Origin of the sequence: Bacteroides sp. M10 (assembly GCF_014334015.1) — a bacterium.
GTDB lineage: Bacteria > Bacteroidota > Bacteroidia > Bacteroidales > Bacteroidaceae > Bacteroides > Bacteroides intestinigallinarum.
In genome coordinates, this window is sequence record NZ_CP060488.1 from 2,380,745 (window position 1) to 2,398,731 (window position 17,987).

The 17,987-nt window shown below is 41.2% G+C and carries 7 protein-coding genes; all 7 read left to right on the forward strand.

From position 1 onward, the window contains the following. Nucleotides 1-162: 162 nt before the first annotated feature. The 7 genes from H8796_RS08490 to H8796_RS08520 all read left to right on the forward strand — a co-directional run bounded on the left by H8796_RS08490 (nucleotide 163) and on the right by H8796_RS08520 (nucleotide 17,943). Nucleotides 163-4,140, forward strand: a complete 3,978-nt coding sequence (locus tag H8796_RS08490; RefSeq protein WP_117971573.1) for a hybrid sensor histidine kinase/response regulator transcription factor — start codon at nucleotides 163-165, stop codon at nucleotides 4,138-4,140. 754 nt (nucleotides 4,141-4,894) lie between these two features. After that, nucleotides 4,895-8,047: a TonB-dependent receptor gene (locus H8796_RS08495; protein ID WP_117932134.1), complete on the forward strand. Its 3,153-nt coding sequence runs from the start codon at nucleotides 4,895-4,897 to the stop codon at nucleotides 8,045-8,047. A gap of 16 nt (nucleotides 8,048-8,063) precedes the next feature. Further along, the gene (locus tag H8796_RS08500; RefSeq protein WP_117932132.1) at nucleotides 8,064-9,932 is read left to right on the forward strand and encodes a RagB/SusD family nutrient uptake outer membrane protein; all 1,869 of its coding nucleotides are present in this window, start codon (nucleotides 8,064-8,066) and stop codon (nucleotides 9,930-9,932) included. A 32-nt stretch (nucleotides 9,933-9,964) separates the two neighbouring features. Next, complete coding sequence (locus H8796_RS08505) at nucleotides 9,965-12,805, forward strand: SusC/RagA family TonB-linked outer membrane protein (protein ID WP_117932130.1); 2,841 nt, start codon at nucleotides 9,965-9,967, stop codon at nucleotides 12,803-12,805. Between the two features lie 26 nt (nucleotides 12,806-12,831). Further along, on the forward strand, nucleotides 12,832-14,598 hold the full coding sequence (locus H8796_RS08510) for a RagB/SusD family nutrient uptake outer membrane protein (RefSeq protein WP_117932128.1): 1,767 nt from the start codon (nucleotides 12,832-12,834) through the stop codon (nucleotides 14,596-14,598). A gap of 32 nt (nucleotides 14,599-14,630) precedes the next feature. After that, nucleotides 14,631-15,665 (forward strand): DUF5627 domain-containing protein, encoded by a 1,035-nt coding sequence (locus tag H8796_RS08515; RefSeq protein ID WP_117932491.1) that lies wholly within the window; start codon nucleotides 14,631-14,633, stop codon nucleotides 15,663-15,665. Between the two features lie 37 nt (nucleotides 15,666-15,702). After that, entirely contained in the window at nucleotides 15,703-17,943 is a 2,241-nt protein-coding gene (locus tag H8796_RS08520; RefSeq protein ID WP_117932126.1) for an endo-1,4-beta-xylanase, read from the forward strand. The last annotated feature ends 44 nt before the right edge of the window (nucleotides 17,944-17,987 follow it).

The following is a 17,987-nucleotide window of genomic DNA, read 5'->3' on the forward strand; positions in this document are numbered from 1 at the left end:
TTGGAGGTTACAAAGAATCAGATTCCTGTATCAGCTATTTTTGCTTTTGGCTTCGGGGTAACATACCTTTGTTGTGTTAGATTGAATATAAAAATATAGGTGCAAGATTGTCAAGGATTCAGGCTTTTTCCTAAATTTGCAAAACATAATAAACTAATGCTCATGAAAAAGAATCTAATATCGATCGCTATCCTTCTGTTATTGATAGTAGGGTTTTGTCAAGCTCAACAGATACGCTCGTATGGATCAGGGAAGTTGTCGTGTAGTTTAATAAAGAACATCGTGCAAGATGCCCATGGTTTTGTATGGATAGGGACCGAAAATGGATTGAATAAATTCGATGGATGGACGTTTACCAATTATTTTCATGATGAGCGGGATTCTACTTCATTGGTAAATAACCTGATAGAAGCTCTTCTCTGTGATCGGCAAGGTGATCTTTGGGTGGGTTCCGGAAAAGGATTGCAACTCTACTCTCCTTATGAGGACGCCTTTAAGAATGTTACTTTTGTAGATGGCAACAAGCCGTCTGTATTGCATCTGCAAGAACTGCATACAGGGGAGATTTGGGCGGTTACCGCAGGATATGGCGTTTACTCTATTGATAAGGAAAAGATGGAAGCCACTTCTTTAGTGCATGTGAATGACCTTTGTAGTTCCACTTTTATGCATAATATCCATCAGGATTCCCGTCATAGGATATGGATTGCTTTACCCAATGGCAAGATAGTCCGCATTACTTCCGATTTAAAGGATGTTGAATTGATTAGTTCATCATCAGATGCGTTGGGTAAAGTGTATACCATTTTGGAAGATTTGAAAGGCCGGACATGGATAGCAGCCGTTGCCGGTGTTTATTTATGGAATGAAGACGAGCATCGACTTATTAGAATGGAACAACCGGATAATACCTTTATCGGTGTGCGGGGAATGATATGTACTAAACGTGGAGAACTTTATGTTAATACTGTAAATAATGGCCTTTACTCTGTGGATGTGGAAAAGTTGGCCTTAAAAACGTTTAACGGTCAACTGGAACTTGGAAAGGATCGAATTTATGCATTGATGGAAGATAAAGATGAGAATTTGTGGATAGGTGGCTTTAAGAAAGGCGTCGTGATGCTTTCGAATGAATCTTCCCAGTTTAAATTTAAACCTCTTTCTTCCTTTTCACCCCCTTTGGGAAATGCCTTGTCTTTTGTGTATGAAGATAAAAAGCACAGGATATGGACTAGTATAACAGATGGAAGACTCATTCGGATTGATGAAGATATGCAGGATTATTTTTCTTATGAGGTGGGGGATGGCATCCTGTCTATGCTTCATGATAGCGAAGGAACAATTTGGCTGGGTAGTTATTCGGGGCTTTCCCAGTTTGATGAACGGACAGGAACCATCCACAGACTGCCTTTGTTACAAGGAAAAGCTATCCATAATATTGTGGAGGGGCGTAACCGGATGCTTTATATATCAGTTTTAGGAGAAGGATTTGCAGAGTATGATAAACGGACAGGTGCATTGAAACAGATATGTGACACCACTAAATTGAGAACAACCATGCGGCTTGCCAATAATTGGGCAAATAAGGTCATGTGTGATTCGGAAGGACTGGTTTGGCTGGGACATTGTATGGGAGTCAATTGTTATGATCCGGTGAAACAGGAATTTGTAAAGTTGGAATGTGAAAAGGATTTGTATCCGTATTTGTGTTTTGCACTTCTGGAAGACAAAAACGGTCATATCTGGATAGGTACCAATAATGGACTGTTTGAATATGATAAGAAAACATTGAAGCTGAATCATTATGGTATAGAGGAGGGAATGCCCAGTAATATGGTTTGCGGATTAGGGCAAGGTAAGAATGGCGATATATGGTGCAGCACCTTCAATGGCTTGTGCAGATTGAATGATCCCGAGAGGAAAATCGTAAACTATTTCTTCGGTAACGGACTGGTCGATAAAGAATATCTGAAAAGTGTCTATTTTCAGCGTGAATGTGGCAATATCTATTGGGGAGGGCTGCAAGGCATCACCGGATTTATGCCTGATTCAATAGGGAGGCAGTCTTCTTTGCATGTTCCTCAACTGACTCATGTATATTTGAATAATGAAGAAGTCAGTGCAGATACCCGTCTTGGTGGAGAAACGATTGCGGATGATGTCTGGATGGACGCTCGACAAATCAATTTGACTTATAATAATGATATCTTTTCTTTTGAATTTTCTACAATGGAATTTCGTGACCGGGAGAACGTCAGATTTGAATATCGTTTGGTTGAACTGGGTGGAGTATGGAGAAGTACATCTTCCGGAGAAAATAGAATCACTTATAATTACCTCCCCTCGGGACACTACACATTTGAGGTTTGTGTATGTGAGAATGAACGTAAATCTCCGGTTCGTTCTTTCTCCATTTATATCGCTCCTCCCTGGTATGATACGTTATGGGCCAGGATAGGTTATGTACTGATATGTGCGGGGCTCCTGTTCTGGGGCTTTTACACATGGTATATGCGGCAACGCCGCCGTCGCCAGGACGAGCTGAATGAAGAGAAACTGAAGTTCTTTATTAATATAGCTCACGAACTCCGTTCTCCGATAACCCTGATTGTTAGCCCATTGGCAGCTTTGATAAAAACTGAACAGGAAGAGGGCAGAAAGAAAGCCCTGTTGACCATGCAGAGGAATGCAAACCGCATTCTTAATCTAATCAATCAATTGCTGGATATTCGTAAGATAGATAAGGGACAAATGAAAATCGAATGTCGTGAAACCGATTTGGTCGGATTCATAGAAGAATTGTTTCAGATGTTCGATTATCAGGCTACCAAACGTAATATTCAGTTTGCCTTTGTGCATACAGCAGAGAAATTACCTGTCTGGATTGATCGTAATAACTTTGATAAAGTCTTGATGAATTTGATAGTCAATGCTTTCAAATATACTTCGGATGGTGGTGAAATTCAGTTGACGCTTACTGTAAATGAGGACAAGAGTGTGCGCGGTCCTCTATCCAGATATGCCGAAATCACAGTTGTTGATTCGGGAATGGGATTGGATGAAAAGAAGTTGGAAAGAATATTTGAAAGATTTTATCAGGCTTCTTCTAACTCTCATGGTTTCGGTATCGGACTGAATCTGACCAAGATGCTCGTGGAATTGCATCATGGTTCAATCTCTGCTGCCAATCGTACCGATAAACAAGGTAGTTGTTTTACGGTGCGTATCCCTTTAGGTAAGGATCATTTGAGTCCGGAGGAGTTGGCAGAGAATATAGTTGTATCGAATGGGGAACCTGTACGTCTGGCTTTAAATGAAGAAGCCTATTGGGAAGAGGAAGAGAATAAAGTACAAACGTCGAAAAGCAAAACTCAATGGAGAATTCTGGTTGTGGATGACGACGAAGAGATACGCGAGTACTTAAAACAGGAATTAGGAATCTATTATAAAGTGGTGACAGCCTGCAATGGCGTAGAAGCTTATCAAATAGCTTTGAAACAGCGGATTGATCTGATTATTTCGGATGTTGTAATGCCGGAAATGGATGGATTTGAGTTGCTGAAAAAGACCAGAGGAAATGCGAACATCAGTCATATCCCTTTTGTGCTTTTAACTTCACAAACAGAGTCTGACAGCCGTCTTAAAGGCTGGAACGTGGGAGCTGACGCTTTTTTAACCAAACCTTTCCAAATTGAAGAACTATTTCTGATTTGCGAAAATCTGATTACTGGCAGAGTGCGTTTGAAAGGACGGTTTGGCATGGATCAGGAGGTAGAAGAAAAGATGAAGCCAATTGAAGTCAAGGCTAATGATGAATTCTTTATGGAACGGCTGATGAAAGCCATCAATGAAAATCTTGAAGACCCGAAGTTCAGTGTAGAAGACCTGGCAGAGGCAGTTGGGGTCAGTCGTGTCCAACTGCATCGTAAGTTGAAAGTTCTGACAGGCAATACAACTACAGAATTTCTTCGCAATATTCGACTGAAACAAGCCGCAAAATTATTGAAAGAGAAGAAAGTGAATATCTCACAGATTGCTTATCTGGTTGGATTCACAAATCCTACTTTATTTTCGATTGCTTTTAAGAAGTTTTATGGATGCGCTCCTTCAGAATATGCTGATAGAGAATATCAAGAATAAATAGTTTGCATTATACGCTTTTCCGTCATTTGTTTTCTTTTGATGATAAAGCCCTTCATCCTTCACAATGCCTATCCTGTCGACATTAGCGGGTGAAGGGCTTTCTATCATCTCCCTTTCACGAAACGTCTCTGTTTTCAAGGTTCTGTTGAGCGTTGAAGTCAGATTATATATAACCAAGAGTAAAAGTGTTAGGAGATAACTTCCTTTTGATTATGGGTAAACTTCCTTTCTATAGGGAGCAAACTCTCTTTCTATTACTTATAAACTATAAATGCAAGTTTTGATTATATAAATGAAGCTTGCAATTATATAAATGGAACTTGCGTTTTTATAATTGCAACTTGCAATTATAGATTAGACTTGGTGAAAAGTAAGTTTATATACTGTAGAAAAGAAGTTTACCCACTATGGAGAAGAAGTTTGTTCTTAATGAAACAGCCATGGTTTATAGGCATTTGAGAGTATGTATATAAGGGGATGAAACGTGTATATATGATGAATGTAACATCAGGTTACATGTCAGGGAATGAATGAAACAAAAAGACGGGCTGGTTCGATATTATCCCTCTACCTTTGTAGTGCTTCAAGGAGGACTCTATTGGATGATTTGAAGACAAAGAATAAAATCAGTATTAACCTTAAGTGAATAGTTTATGAGAAACAATTTAGATGATAGTTGAAAGAACGTTCCCCCTACTAACCTAATAATTTAATAAAGACGAGATTTTCACATTATTAATATCTTAGACTAATGGTAATGAAAAATGTAAAACAAGAATTCCGAAAGATTTCTTACCTGGTTTTGCTTCTGCTTTTTAGCTGTTTAGGGGCTTATGCACAAAATGGAATGACAGTAAGTGGAACGGTAGTCGATTCACATGGAGAAGCGATTATCGGTGCAAGTGTTGCCTTGAAAGGCTCGAAGACTGTAGGTACGATTACAGACCTGGATGGAAATTTTAAATTGACTGTTCCTAATGACAAGGCAACCCTTGTTGTTTCATTTATTGGTATGACTCCACAAGAAGTCAAAGTTGCAGGAAAGAAAATAATCAAAGTAACGTTGGCTGATGATAATATCCATTTGGATGAAGTAGTCGTGGTGGGTTATGGCCAACAAAAGAAAGCAAGTATAGTAGGGTCTATTGCGCAGACTAGCGGTAAGACACTCGAACGTGCGGGAGGTGTAACCAGCCTTGGCTCGGCACTTACCGGTACCTTGCCTGGTGTCATCACTTCCAGCTCTACTGGTATGCCCGGTGCTGAAGATCCCAAGATTATCATCCGTACCCAGAGTTCATGGAACAATAGTGAACCTTTGGTGTTGGTGGATGGTATTGAACGTGATATGAGTTCGGTAGATATCTCTTCAGTAGAGAGCATTTCAGTATTAAAAGATGCTTCTGCCACAGCTGTATATGGAGTAAAAGGAGCTAACGGCGTTATTCTTATCACTACCAAACGCGGTAAGGAAGGAAAAGCAAATATTCAAATCAAAGCCAATGTGACGGCTAAGGTAGCCTCCAAGCTTCCGGAAAAGTATGATGCTTATGATACTTTTTATCTGTTGAACAATTCCATCGAGCGCGAGGCTTGTCTTAATCCTAATGGGTGGAGTGATTATACTCCTGCTTCCATTATAGATAAATATCGCCATCCGGCTAACTCCGAAGAGTGGGATCGTTACCCGAATACGGATTGGGAAAAAGCACTGTTTAAGGATGTGGCAATGTCATACAATACAAGTGTCAATGTGGCCGGAGGAACAAAGTTTGTTAGCTATTTTGCTGCTGCTGACTTTATAAGTGAAGGCGACTTATTTAAAACGTATGATAATCGCCGTGGATATAATTCCGGCTTTGGTTACAATCGTATCAATGTGCGTAGTAACTTGGACTTCAATTTGACTAAGACTACCAAATTTTCTACCAATCTGTTTGGCTCGAATGCGGAACGCACTGTGCCTTGGGAGTATGGAGATCAGGATGCTACCTATTGGGCAGCTGCTTACAAGTCTGCTCCCGATGCTATGCGCCCGATTTATTCCAATGGCATGTGGGGATGGTATCAACCTCGTAATGCGGATGTTCCTAACTCTGTGTACCAACTAGCGACGTCCGGTACAGAAAAACGTACTACGACTAAGATGACTTCGGACTTCATCTTGGAACAAGATTTGTCAATGCTTACCAAAGGCCTGAAATTTAAGGCGAACTTCTCAATGGACTACACATTCGTAGAAAATAAGAGAGGTATCAATGACCAGTACCATAATTCACAACGTATGTGGGTTAATCCTAATAATGGTGAGATTTTAGTAGAACAGGAAGATACTGATGCTGGTCTGGATGCAGTTATCAATCCTATTCTTTGGCAACATCAGGCCGGAGGTGTCAATACTGACGCAACTTATCGTAAACTCTATTACTCCATGCAAATGGACTATGCACGTACATTCGGTCAACATGAAGTTACGGCACTCGGACTTTTTAGTCGATTGAAAGAGGCGTCGGGTCATGTATTTCCCATTTATCGGGAAGACTGGGTATTCCGTTTAACTTACAACTATGCAATGCGCTATTTCTTCGAAGCCAACGGCGCTTATAACGGTTCTGAAAAATTCGGTCCTGACTATCGCTTTGATTTCTTCCCTTCCTTCTCATTAGGCTGGATGATTAGTGAGGAAAAGTTTATTAAAAACAAACTGAAATTTCTGGATATGTTGAAACTTCGTGCCTCTTGGGGTAGAGTGGGTGACGATGCTGTGGTACAGCCCTGGCAAAGATATACAGATGGTCGTTTCTTATATAAAGATCAATTAGACTATGGTGGCAATACTATCATGGGAAATATCAGTCCCGCAAATACGCCTTATACCTATTATACAATCAAACGACTTGGTAATCCGAACATATCATGGGAGACTGTAGAAAAGCGTAATTTGGGTATCGACTATGCTTTCTTTGGCGGATTAATCGCCGGTTCAGTGGATATATTCAATGATACTCGTACTGATATTCTGGTTAAAGGTAGTGAAAGATCCATCGCTTCTTATTTCGGTACTGATGCTCCTTATGCCAATTTAGGTAAAGTGAAGAGCCATGGTTATGAACTGGAACTAAGACTGAACCATACCTTCAACAATGGTATTCGTGCCTGGCTTAATACCAGTATGACTCACGCTGTCAACGAAGTGAAATTTCGTGATGATGCTCCTTTGAAGCCTAACTATCAAAAAGGGGCAGGGCATACTATTAATCAGGTATATTCCTATATTGACCATGGTAACCTCACTACATGGGACGATGTGATTGGAAGTACTAGCTGGACGACAGGTAATGACGCTAAACTTCCCGGTGACTACAACATCATCGACTTTAATGGTGACGGTGTGATTAACTCTGACGACCAGGCACCCTACAAATATTCTACAATGCCTCAAAATACCTATAATGCTTCTATAGGAGTGGAGTGGAAAGGCTTCAGCATTTTTGCACAATTCTATGGAGTAAACAATGTGACACGTGAAGTGAACTTCCCGACCTTCCGCAATACCGCCCATGTAGCCTATACTGAAGGAAGTTACTGGACTCCTAACGGAACTGCTACATTGCCTACACCACGTTGGGGAACAACGGTTGATGCAGCTGCATCAGGCACACGTTACTGGTATGACGGCTCTTATTTGCGCCTGAAAAACGTCGAGCTGTCTTATACTTTTCAGAAAACCAACTGGTTGAAGAAACTGGGCATGAAGTCCTGTCGCATATACTTGAATGGTGACAACCTTTATATGTGGACCGATATGCCGGATGACCGTGAGTCGAACACCGGATATAGTTCCTCGGACGGTGCTTATCCAACCATGCGTCGCTTTAACCTGGGTATTGACATTACTTTATAAAAACAAAGTAAAGACTATGAATAAGTATATCAATAAAATATTTCTTATGTCGGTCATCACTTTGACTGGCATATTAGGTTTTGCTTCTTGTACTGACTATCTGGATAAATCACCGAATAGTGACATCAAGGAAACCGACCCGTATAAGAATTTCAAAAACTTCCAAGGATTTACCGAGGAACTGTACAACTGTATCCCTGTAGTGTCAAACAACGAGTATCACACTAGTTTCAACTACGGAGAAGATGAATATTGGGAGCCGCAGGAACTTCGTCTTTTTGCCCGTAATATCGATTATGGTGATTTCTGGGGATGGACCAACAATTATTATTCCTATCCTACTACAAGAGGCGGGAATGCAAATTCACAAGAAAGAGGGCAAAAAGGAAATTTATGGAAACTGTGCTGGTATGGTATCCGTAAGTCAAATATTGGCATTGCCAATCTTGATAACCTGGTCAATGCTACTCAAGAAGAGCGGGAACTCATCGAAGGACAACTTTATTTTTTCCGTGCATGGTTTCACTTTATGTTGATGGAATGGTGGGGTGGAATGCCTTATATTGATGAAGTGTTGCCGTCAGATGTTACTCCGACACTTTCAAGACTTACATGGCAGGAATGTGCAGAGAAATGTGTGGCCGATTTCGATCATGCCATTCCTTTGTTGCCTGTTGATTGGGATCAGACAACTGCCGGTGCCGCTACCCGTGGGTTGAACGACACTCGTATCAATAAAATCATGGCTATTGCCTATAAGGGCAAGACATTGCTTTGGGCTGGAAGTCCATTAATGAACTGGGCATCCGGTGGGGCGAGAGAATACGATGTGGAGCGTTGCAAACGTGCAGCCGAAGCTCTTGGAGAAGCCTTACAATTGACTGAAGAAACTAAACGCTATGAATTGGCGAGCATGGAAAATTACAACGATTTGTTTGTTGTGTATAATTCCGGTGGAAAATTGAATGGATTGAAAGAAGCTATTTTCCGTGAGAACCTGGTGGAGTATAATGGGCGTTGGGCTTATAATATGAATACGGATTTCCGTTCACGCAATTTTATCCCCAATGGTATTAAATGTTATCCTACGGCTAATTATGTAAACTACTTCGGTATGGCTAATGGATATCCTATCAAGGATATGACGAAAGCTGATGCTGAATCCGGATACGATCCCAAATATCCATGGAAGAACCGCGATCCGCGTTTCTATAAAGATATCATATTTGATGGTGAGTGGTGTGGTGAGGCAGGTAATGGTGAATACTGCCAGTTATATACCAATGGTGCGGACAGTGAAGAAAAAGACCCGCAGAAAGGCTGTTTCACAGGTTACATGAATAGTAAACACTGTCTGAAAATAGTGAATAATGCTAATTGTAGAGGACAATTTTTCATGGTGCTAAGTTTGATGCGCCTGGCAGATGTGTACTTAATGTATTCAGAGGCAGCGGCTGTGGGATATGGTTCACCACAGGGTAAGGCTTCCACCTTTTACATGACAGCTGAAAATGCTATTAATAAGATTCGTGAGCGTGCCGGTATGTCTTATGTACTTGATAAGTTTACAGGAAACACAACCGATTTCCTTAGCGAAGTCCGTCGCGAACGTGCTGTTGAACTCGCTTTTGAAGGTTTCCGATTCATGGATCTCCGCCGCTGGATGCTTCTCGACAAAAGTCCTTATACTCTGAAAACAAAGATTGAATTTGACCGTGCATTTACCGATAACTATAATAAAGAAAAACCGCAGGAAAACGAGATCTTGAACTTGCGCGAAGAAGTGCTGCTAGAGAGAAAATACACTGACCGCCACTACTGGCTGCCGTTGCCTAAGGGAGATGTTTACCTGTATGAAGGCTTTGGCCAAAATCCGGGATGGTAATCATAACGTATTAATTTAATCATAACGTAAATATGAATAGAAAGTTGATATATATTGGCTGTACTGTTTTTGCTGTGTCACTGCTAAACACAATAGGTGTGCAAGCACAGGAGCAAAATGACAGCCTGGTGAATGTAGCTTTCGGCAAAGTTGCACAAGAAGATTTGACTCATGCCATCTCTACTGTCAACACGTCAGAGCTGACCAAGAAAACAGCGAACAATTATAGCCTTATGGGGCTGGAGAGCTTTGTAGGAGGCTATAATGGAAATCTTTGGGGACAAGCGCCATTAATATTGGTAGACGGTGTGCCGCGCAGTGCAAACAATGTACGTGCTTCAGAAGTAGAAAGCGTAACGGTACTGAAAGATGCGGCAGCTGTTGTGCTCTATGGAAGTCGTGCTGCAAAAGGTGTAGTTCTTATCACTACTAAGCGAGGAGAGGAATCTCCCATGCACATTGATGTGCGCGCCAATGTGGGTGTAAATATTCCGAAATCATATCCTAATTATTTGGATGCGAGTAGCTATATGTTTATGTATAATGAGGCTTGTCGTAATGACGGTATAGCGGAAAGATATGACGCCAGTACCATCTATAATACTGCCATGGGGAACAATCCTTATCGTTATCCTGATATAGACTTTTATAGTTCAGATTATCTGCGGAAGTTCTATACTAATTCAGATGTTACAGGCGAAGTTTATGGAGGTAATGAAAGGACTCGTTATTACCTGAATTTCGGCATGAATTATGCCAATAGCTTATTAAAATATGGGGAAGCAAAGAAAGCTTACGACATGAGTTTCAACGTGCGTGGTAATGTAGACATGGCATTAACTTCATGGCTCAAGGCCAGCACCAATGCTGCCATGATTTTTGATAACAGCTATCAGGGACGCGGAAACTTTTGGGGAGCGGCTTCTACGTTACGTCCCAACTGGTTTGCGCCATTGTTACCCATTGATATGATGGATACCAATGTGGGATATATACAGGAATATATCACCAATAGCAATCATTTGATTGACGGCAAATATTTGTTGGGCGGTACATCGGCAGACACGACTAATCCATTCTCTGAACTGCTTGCAGCCGGATATACAAAGGAGAAAGCTCGCAAGTTTATGTTTGACGTAGCTGTGACTGCAGATCTCGGAGGTTTATTGAAGGGTTTATCTTTCAAAACAGCTTACAGTGTTGACTACACGTCCTATTATTCGGAGGCTTATGCGCAAGAATATGCCATCTATCAGCCCACCTGGTCTAATGTAAATGGTAAGGATGTAATTATCGGACTTTCCAAATTCAATGATGATAAGACACCTATCAATGAATATGTGGGAAAATCAACCTATGACCAGACCATGACCTTCAGTGCCCAGTTTGATTATGCCCGTACTTTCAGTAAATTTCATAATGTGGCTGCCACATTATTGGGTTGGGGGTATCAGACACAAAATTCAGCTGACGAAAATAATAATGCTATCGGCACTGATGTAAAAGGTAGTAATTATCACCGTACGAGTAATGTGAACCTCGGTCTGCGTGCTTCCTACAACTATGATCATAAATATTATGTTGATTTTAGTGGTGCTTTGGTACATTCGGCCAAACTACCGGAAGGTAATCGTAGTGCTTTCTCGCCATCGGTTACTTTGGGTTGGAGACTTAGCAAAGAGAAATTTATGAAGAATGTAGACTTTGTAGATGATTTGAAGGTAACTGCCTCTTATGCCAATCTGCATCAGGATCTTGACATTGCCAGTTACTACATGTATCAAGGATATTTCTTTTACTCTCCTAATGACGGTTGGTTCCAATGGCGTGATGGGGCTGCTGGTGGTCCGACTTCCGTTTCAAGACGGGGAAGCAATCCTGACCTAAGTTTTATAACCCGTAAAGAGTTTCGTGCAGGTATTGATGCGTCATTGTTCAATCAGTTGTTGAAAATCAATGCCAATTACTTCACTCAAAAAACGAGTGGATTGCTCACACAAGGTTCCACTACTTTATATCCGTCATTCTTTAATCTGGGTACTAATCATTCATTCTTACCTTGGACGAATTATAATGAAGATAAACGTACCGGATTTGATTTCTCACTTAGTGCCAATAAGAAAATAGGTGAGTTTGACGTGACTCTCGGTTTCAATGGGATGGTGTTTACTTCAGAAGCGTTGACTCGTGATGAAGTTGCTAATGAAGATTATTTGTTACGTGTCGGTCATGCGTTAGATGCTAATTATGGTTATGTATGCGAAGGTTTCTTCCAAGATGAGGCGGATATCGAAAAACATGCTAAACAGACATTCGGAACAGTTCGTCCGGGTGATTTAAAATACAAGGATATCAACGGTGATGGTGTGATTAATAGCGATGACCAGATAGACTTGGGCAAAGGCGGATGGTCGGCTGCTCCTTTCACTTTCGGTTTGAACCTGACATTGAAGTACAAAAACTTCACGCTTTTTGCGATGGGATCCGGACAGACGGGTGCAATGGCTTTCAAGAATAATTCTTATTATTGGAATAGAGGAACAAGTAAATTCTCTGAAGTAATCTTGGGACGTTGGACGGAAGCAACCAAAGAAACAGCAACCTATCCCCGCCTTTCCACCAGTAACGGTGACAATAATTACCGTAATTCTACTTTTTGGACGTACAAAAATAATGTATTCCGTTTGAGCAATGTGCAACTCACTTATGATTTTCCGGAACATACATTTAAAGGAACTTTCATACATGGACTTAGCGTATATTGTGGTGGAAGCAATTTGCTGACCCTCTCTAAAGAACGTGAATATATGGATATGAGTTTAGGATCTCCTCAGTATCGTAACCTTTATCTGGGCTTTAAGGCTGCATTCTAAATTTAACTTTTAAAGAGAATACATTTATGAAAAAGAAAATATTATTAATCGTAGCTGCAGCTTTTATGCTGAATAGTTGTGATGACCTTTTTGAACCGGCCAAGGAGAACTTCAAAGACGTGGAGCAAATGCACGATGATGCAGCGTATGCTCAAGGTTTTTTGTTGAGAGCATACGGCAATATTCCGGGTTATTATAATAATAGTGAATATGCTACAGACGATGCTGTAATCAATCAAAAGAATGACGCGTTCCTCACAATGGCCACAGGAGGATGGACTTCCCGTTTATGGACATCGATTGATGAGTGGAGCAGATCGTTTGGTGCCATTCAGTATCTCAATCTCTTTTTAGAGAATGTGGATCAAGTGAAGTGGGCGGAAGACCCGGAAAAAGCTCAATTATTGGCTCGGCGTACCAAAGGCGAGGCTTATGGACTGCGGGGTATGTTCTACTATTATCTGCTTCGTGCCCATGCAGGATATGGTGAAAATGGTGAATTGTTGGGAGTACCCCGTATCACAGAATATCTTACCGTTAGTTCTGAATTAAATTTACCCCGTGCATCATTTCAAGCATGTGTGGAACAGATTTACAGTGATTTGGCAAAAGCAGAAGAATTACTTCCTTTGGAATATCTGGATGTGAGCCAAGTGCCGGCTGATTTTCAAAGTATCACTCAAGATGTTGGTAAATACAACAATATAGTGGGAGCAAAATTCAGCCAATTGTTCAATGGTTTGATTGCCCGTGCCTACCGCGCCCGTACTGCTTTATTAGCTGCTAGTCCAGCTTTTCAAGATGGAGCTAATGCTGTTACATGGGCTGATGCCGCAAATGCCGCTGCTGCTGTAATTAATTACAATGGAGGAATAGATGGAATAGCTGAAGATGGTGTAGAATATTATTCGGCTGCAATCGCAGATAATATAAAGGGGGGAGTCAATCCAAAAGAAATAGTTTGGCGTCAAAATGTAGGTAGTGAAAATACGCAGGAATCAAGCAATTTTCCTCCTTCCTTGAATGGAAATGGTAATATGAATCCATCACAAAATCTGGTTGATGCATTCCCAATGGCTAATGGTTATCCTATCACAGATATTTCTAACAGTCAATATAATGAAAAGATCCCTTATACAGGCCGTGACCCCCGTCTGGCTAAATATATTATCTATAACGGAAGTACGGCAGGGGTATCTAACACGCTAATCTATACGGGACGTAATTCAGGTACAGATGATGGTATAGACGTGAAAGAACAAAGATCGACCCGTACCGGCTATTATATGAGGAAACGTTTGCGTATGGATGTCAACTGTGCTATAGGGTCTACTACTACCCAGCCACACTATAATCCACGCATCCGTTACACCGAGATGTATCTGACTTATGCCGAAGCTGCCAACGAGGCTTGGGGACCTAAAGGGGATAACGGAAACGGTTATTCTGCTTATGATGTAATCAAGGCTATCCGTAAACGTGCCGGTGTGGGTGGTGGATCGGACCCATATTTGGAAAAGTGTGCAAATAGTAAGGATGAGATGCGTAAACTCATCCGCAACGAACGCCGATTGGAACTTTGTTTTGAGGGATTCCGTTTCTGGGATTTACGTCGTTGGAAGGAGAATCTCAATGAACCGGTATATGGTATAGACTGGGGGAAAGACGGTAACTCTTTCGATAAGTTTGTTGTCGAGAAACGAGATTATGATGACTATATGTACTATTGCCCGATTCCAAACTCTGAAATCCTTAAATTCGACAATCTTGTTCAAAACAAAGGATGGAAATAATTATTGAATGTATATTTAATTGGAGATACGTTATGAAAAAGAATTTAGCATATATCGGACTGGCTTCATTGATTTTTGCTTTTGCATCTTGTGAAAGCGGTGACAACGAGTTTCCGGATTTCGATTATCAGACAGTATATTTTGCCAACCAATACGGACTTCGCACCATAGAACTTGGCGAGAGTGAGTTTGTGGATAATACTCTTGATAACCAGCATAAAATGGTAATTAAAGCTGCTTGGGGCGGAGGGTATACCAACAGAAAGAATGTAGTGATAGATTATAAGGTCGATGAGTCGCTGTGCAACAATTTATACTTTAAGGACACAAATCAGCCTCTTGTTCCCATGCCGTCATCTTATTATACGTTGGCTTCCAACCAGATCGCAATTCCCAAAGGACAAATTATGGGAGGGGTGGAAGTACAGCTTACAGATGCTTTCTTTGCTGACGAAAAGTCGATTGGTGAGAATTATGTAATTCCTATGTTAATGACAGGGGTTCAGGGCGCAGATTCTATTTTGCAGGGAAAACCTGCTATTGAGAATCCTGTATTGACCAATAGTGAAGACTGGAGTGTACAACCACAAAATTTCGTTCTTTATGCTGTGAAATATGTTAATCCTTGGCATGGAGAATACTTGCGTCGTGGTGTTGACCATGTCACCATGGGAGGTGTATCTAAAGAAATCGTCCGCCATGAACAATTTGTGGAAAAGGATGAGGCTGTGAATATTTCTACCAAGAGCATGAAAGATAATCTTCTGACATTGAAAACAAAGGATGAGGGAGGTAAGGATATCAGCTATACTGTCCGGCTGACATTTGCTGAAGATGGCACATGTACTCTTAGTTCGGATGCACAGGATGTTGTGGTGAGTGGTCGTGGAAAATTTGTCAGCAAAGGTGAAAAAAATAGTCTTGGTGGTAAAGACCGAAATGCTCTTTACCTCGATTATACAGTTAACCTGACGAACAATAATATCCAGCTTGCAACCAAGGATACTCTAGTATTACGTACTCGCAATGTTCAAGGTGGTAAGTTGCTTGAAGTCGTAAAGAAATGATGTTCTAATCTGATATAAACATTAAAACTAAGAGAACATGAAATACATCAATAACAAAATAACCGCTTTAATATTGGTAGCTGTATCGGCAGTGTCATGCGCAGATGAATATGACTACCGTCTCCGGATGGAGAAACCCGAAGATGTGGCTGTCAGCGAATATTTAAATCAGTTTGACTTACTGAAGTCATACATCAATCGCGACGGTAGTCCTTTTCAACTGGCTGCGGGCATGCCGGTAAGTGAATTCGTAAAGAAAGATGTTGCATTCAGTACATTGCTCGCTAACTTTGACGCAGTAGACTTGAACGGTTCTTATGATCCGATCAGTGCGTTGAAGGTGGATGGTACTTACGATTTTGGCGGAATGCAGACAGCTGCAGATGTTGCCGCAGAAGCTGGAGTAGAACTTTATGGTGGTGTCCTTTGTTCAGATCAGGGACAACGGGCCGCATACTATAATAAGCTTATCGAGCCTATTGATATACCGGTGGAAACCGAAAAAGGAACGACTAAATTATTCAATTTCGATAGTGATGCAATCGGCAAAACTTATCCAATGACTGGCAATAGCTCGGCTACAGTGGAAGAGGATCCTGCTGGTGAAAGTGGTCATGTGCTTCATGTGGGTACGAATGACGTGAAGGCTAATGATTCATATGCCAAGCTACATGTGGTGTTACCCAGTGGCAGAATACTTGGCGACTATGTCAGGCTGAACATCGATTTACGGCATGTGGGTACTGATGGTATTTGGGGAAATGGTATGAAAGTGCTTATCAACGGGACTAAGTTCGATTTGGGGACAAATGCGGATGCTCTTGGCGTAGCCAACAACACTTGGAAACGTGGTATTACGATTAAACTCAATGATGCTGCTGCCCCAGGGTTTGTGATGCCTGAAAGTTTGAAAAGTCTTACCGAATTCGATCTTTCTGTGGGTTCGCAGTCTGGTGCTGCCCAGTATTTCCTTGATAATCTTTCTATGGACTACGAAGTATCAGGGAAAGGCAATACGGTTATTAATTTTGAAGATGACAATTTGGGTACTGCTTATCCTATGACTAATGGTGGAAAGAATGAAGTAGTGACCGATCCGGATGGAGAGAGTGGTAAAGTACTTCAAATCGTGCATGCTAATCAATCGTTCCCTAAATTTCATGTCAAGTTAAAAGAAGGCATGACACTGGGGAATTATACTGGCGTAGCAATGGATATGCGTCTCAATGCAGGTCAGTATGGTGCTGGTATGCGAATTGTAATTAACGGTACAACGTTTGAATTTGGTCGGAGCGCTGCAGATTATGGGTTCTCTGGTGGGCAAAATGTATGGAAGCGTGGAGGTATATATGTGAAATTTGTAAAGGAAGGTACTTACACTGCTTTGGGTGAAAAAGTTCCGGTAGGAACGATTGAGATACCTAACTCAATGAAGGACCTCACTGAAATAAACGAATTCTCACTCGGTTCCGCTTCGGGGGACTGGGATGCATATATCGATAACTTAAGTTTTACATGGGAAGCCCAGCCGCAGCATATAGAAAAAACTCCTGAAGAAAAAGCAGAGATCTTTACCAAAGAAATGGAAAAATGGATTGGAGGTATGGTATATGCAGGTGTGAATGATGTGAAGAGCGTGAAAGTCTGGAACATTATCAGCAATCCTCTCGATAAAACCCTTAATGAGAATACATTTAAATGGAGTGAGTATCTGGGGGAGGCGGACTATGCCCGCACTGCTGTAAAGATTGCACGTGACACGGTGAAAAATGTGGGAGTAGAACTTGATCTTTTCGTCAGCCAGACTATCAATCAATACGACGAAATGGCTAATATGGCTGATGAACTCATTTCGCTGGTTCAAACTTGGGAAGAGGACAACGTTACTAAGATTGATGGGTACAACATTCTTCTCAATGCGATTTATTCTAAAGATGCCAATTTCCAGAAAGGGAATGAGGAGATTATTTCCAAACTGTTTGAGAAACTTGGTAAGACCGGTAAATTGGTACGTGTTTCCAACCTTAGTATGATGGTAGAGGATAGTGATGGCAATTACATTGCGACTAACAAGATGTCTACGGAAGACAGGTCTGTTGCAGCTTCTTATGTTGCTTTCATTATGCAGGAATACCGGAAACTTATTCCGCAGGACAAGCAATATGGCATCTCCATTTCGAGTATGACCGAGACAAATACAGGATATCAGATTTGTCCCTGGACGTCGGGATACAATCGTAATGGTATGTATGAAGGAATAGTGGAAGGATTGAAATAACTCCTGGTATTTTGAAATCAGATTTATATAACGAATATTAAAAA

Excerpts from the sequence above, each read along its gene's own strand:
- H8796_RS08490 (WP_117971573.1), top strand. The coding sequence starts at position 163 with ATGAAAAAGAATCTAATATCGATCGCTATCCTTCTGTTATTGATAGTA.
- H8796_RS08495 (WP_117932134.1), top strand. The coding sequence starts at position 4,895 with ATGGTAATGAAAAATGTAAAACAAGAATTCCGAAAGATTTCTTACCTG.
- H8796_RS08500 (WP_117932132.1), top strand. The coding sequence starts at position 8,064 with ATGAATAAGTATATCAATAAAATATTTCTTATGTCGGTCATCACTTTG.
- H8796_RS08505 (WP_117932130.1), top strand. The coding sequence starts at position 9,965 with ATGAATAGAAAGTTGATATATATTGGCTGTACTGTTTTTGCTGTGTCA.
- H8796_RS08510 (WP_117932128.1), top strand. The coding sequence starts at position 12,832 with ATGAAAAAGAAAATATTATTAATCGTAGCTGCAGCTTTTATGCTGAAT.
- H8796_RS08515 (WP_117932491.1), top strand. The coding sequence starts at position 14,631 with ATGAAAAAGAATTTAGCATATATCGGACTGGCTTCATTGATTTTTGCT.
- H8796_RS08520 (WP_117932126.1), top strand. The coding sequence starts at position 15,703 with ATGAAATACATCAATAACAAAATAACCGCTTTAATATTGGTAGCTGTA.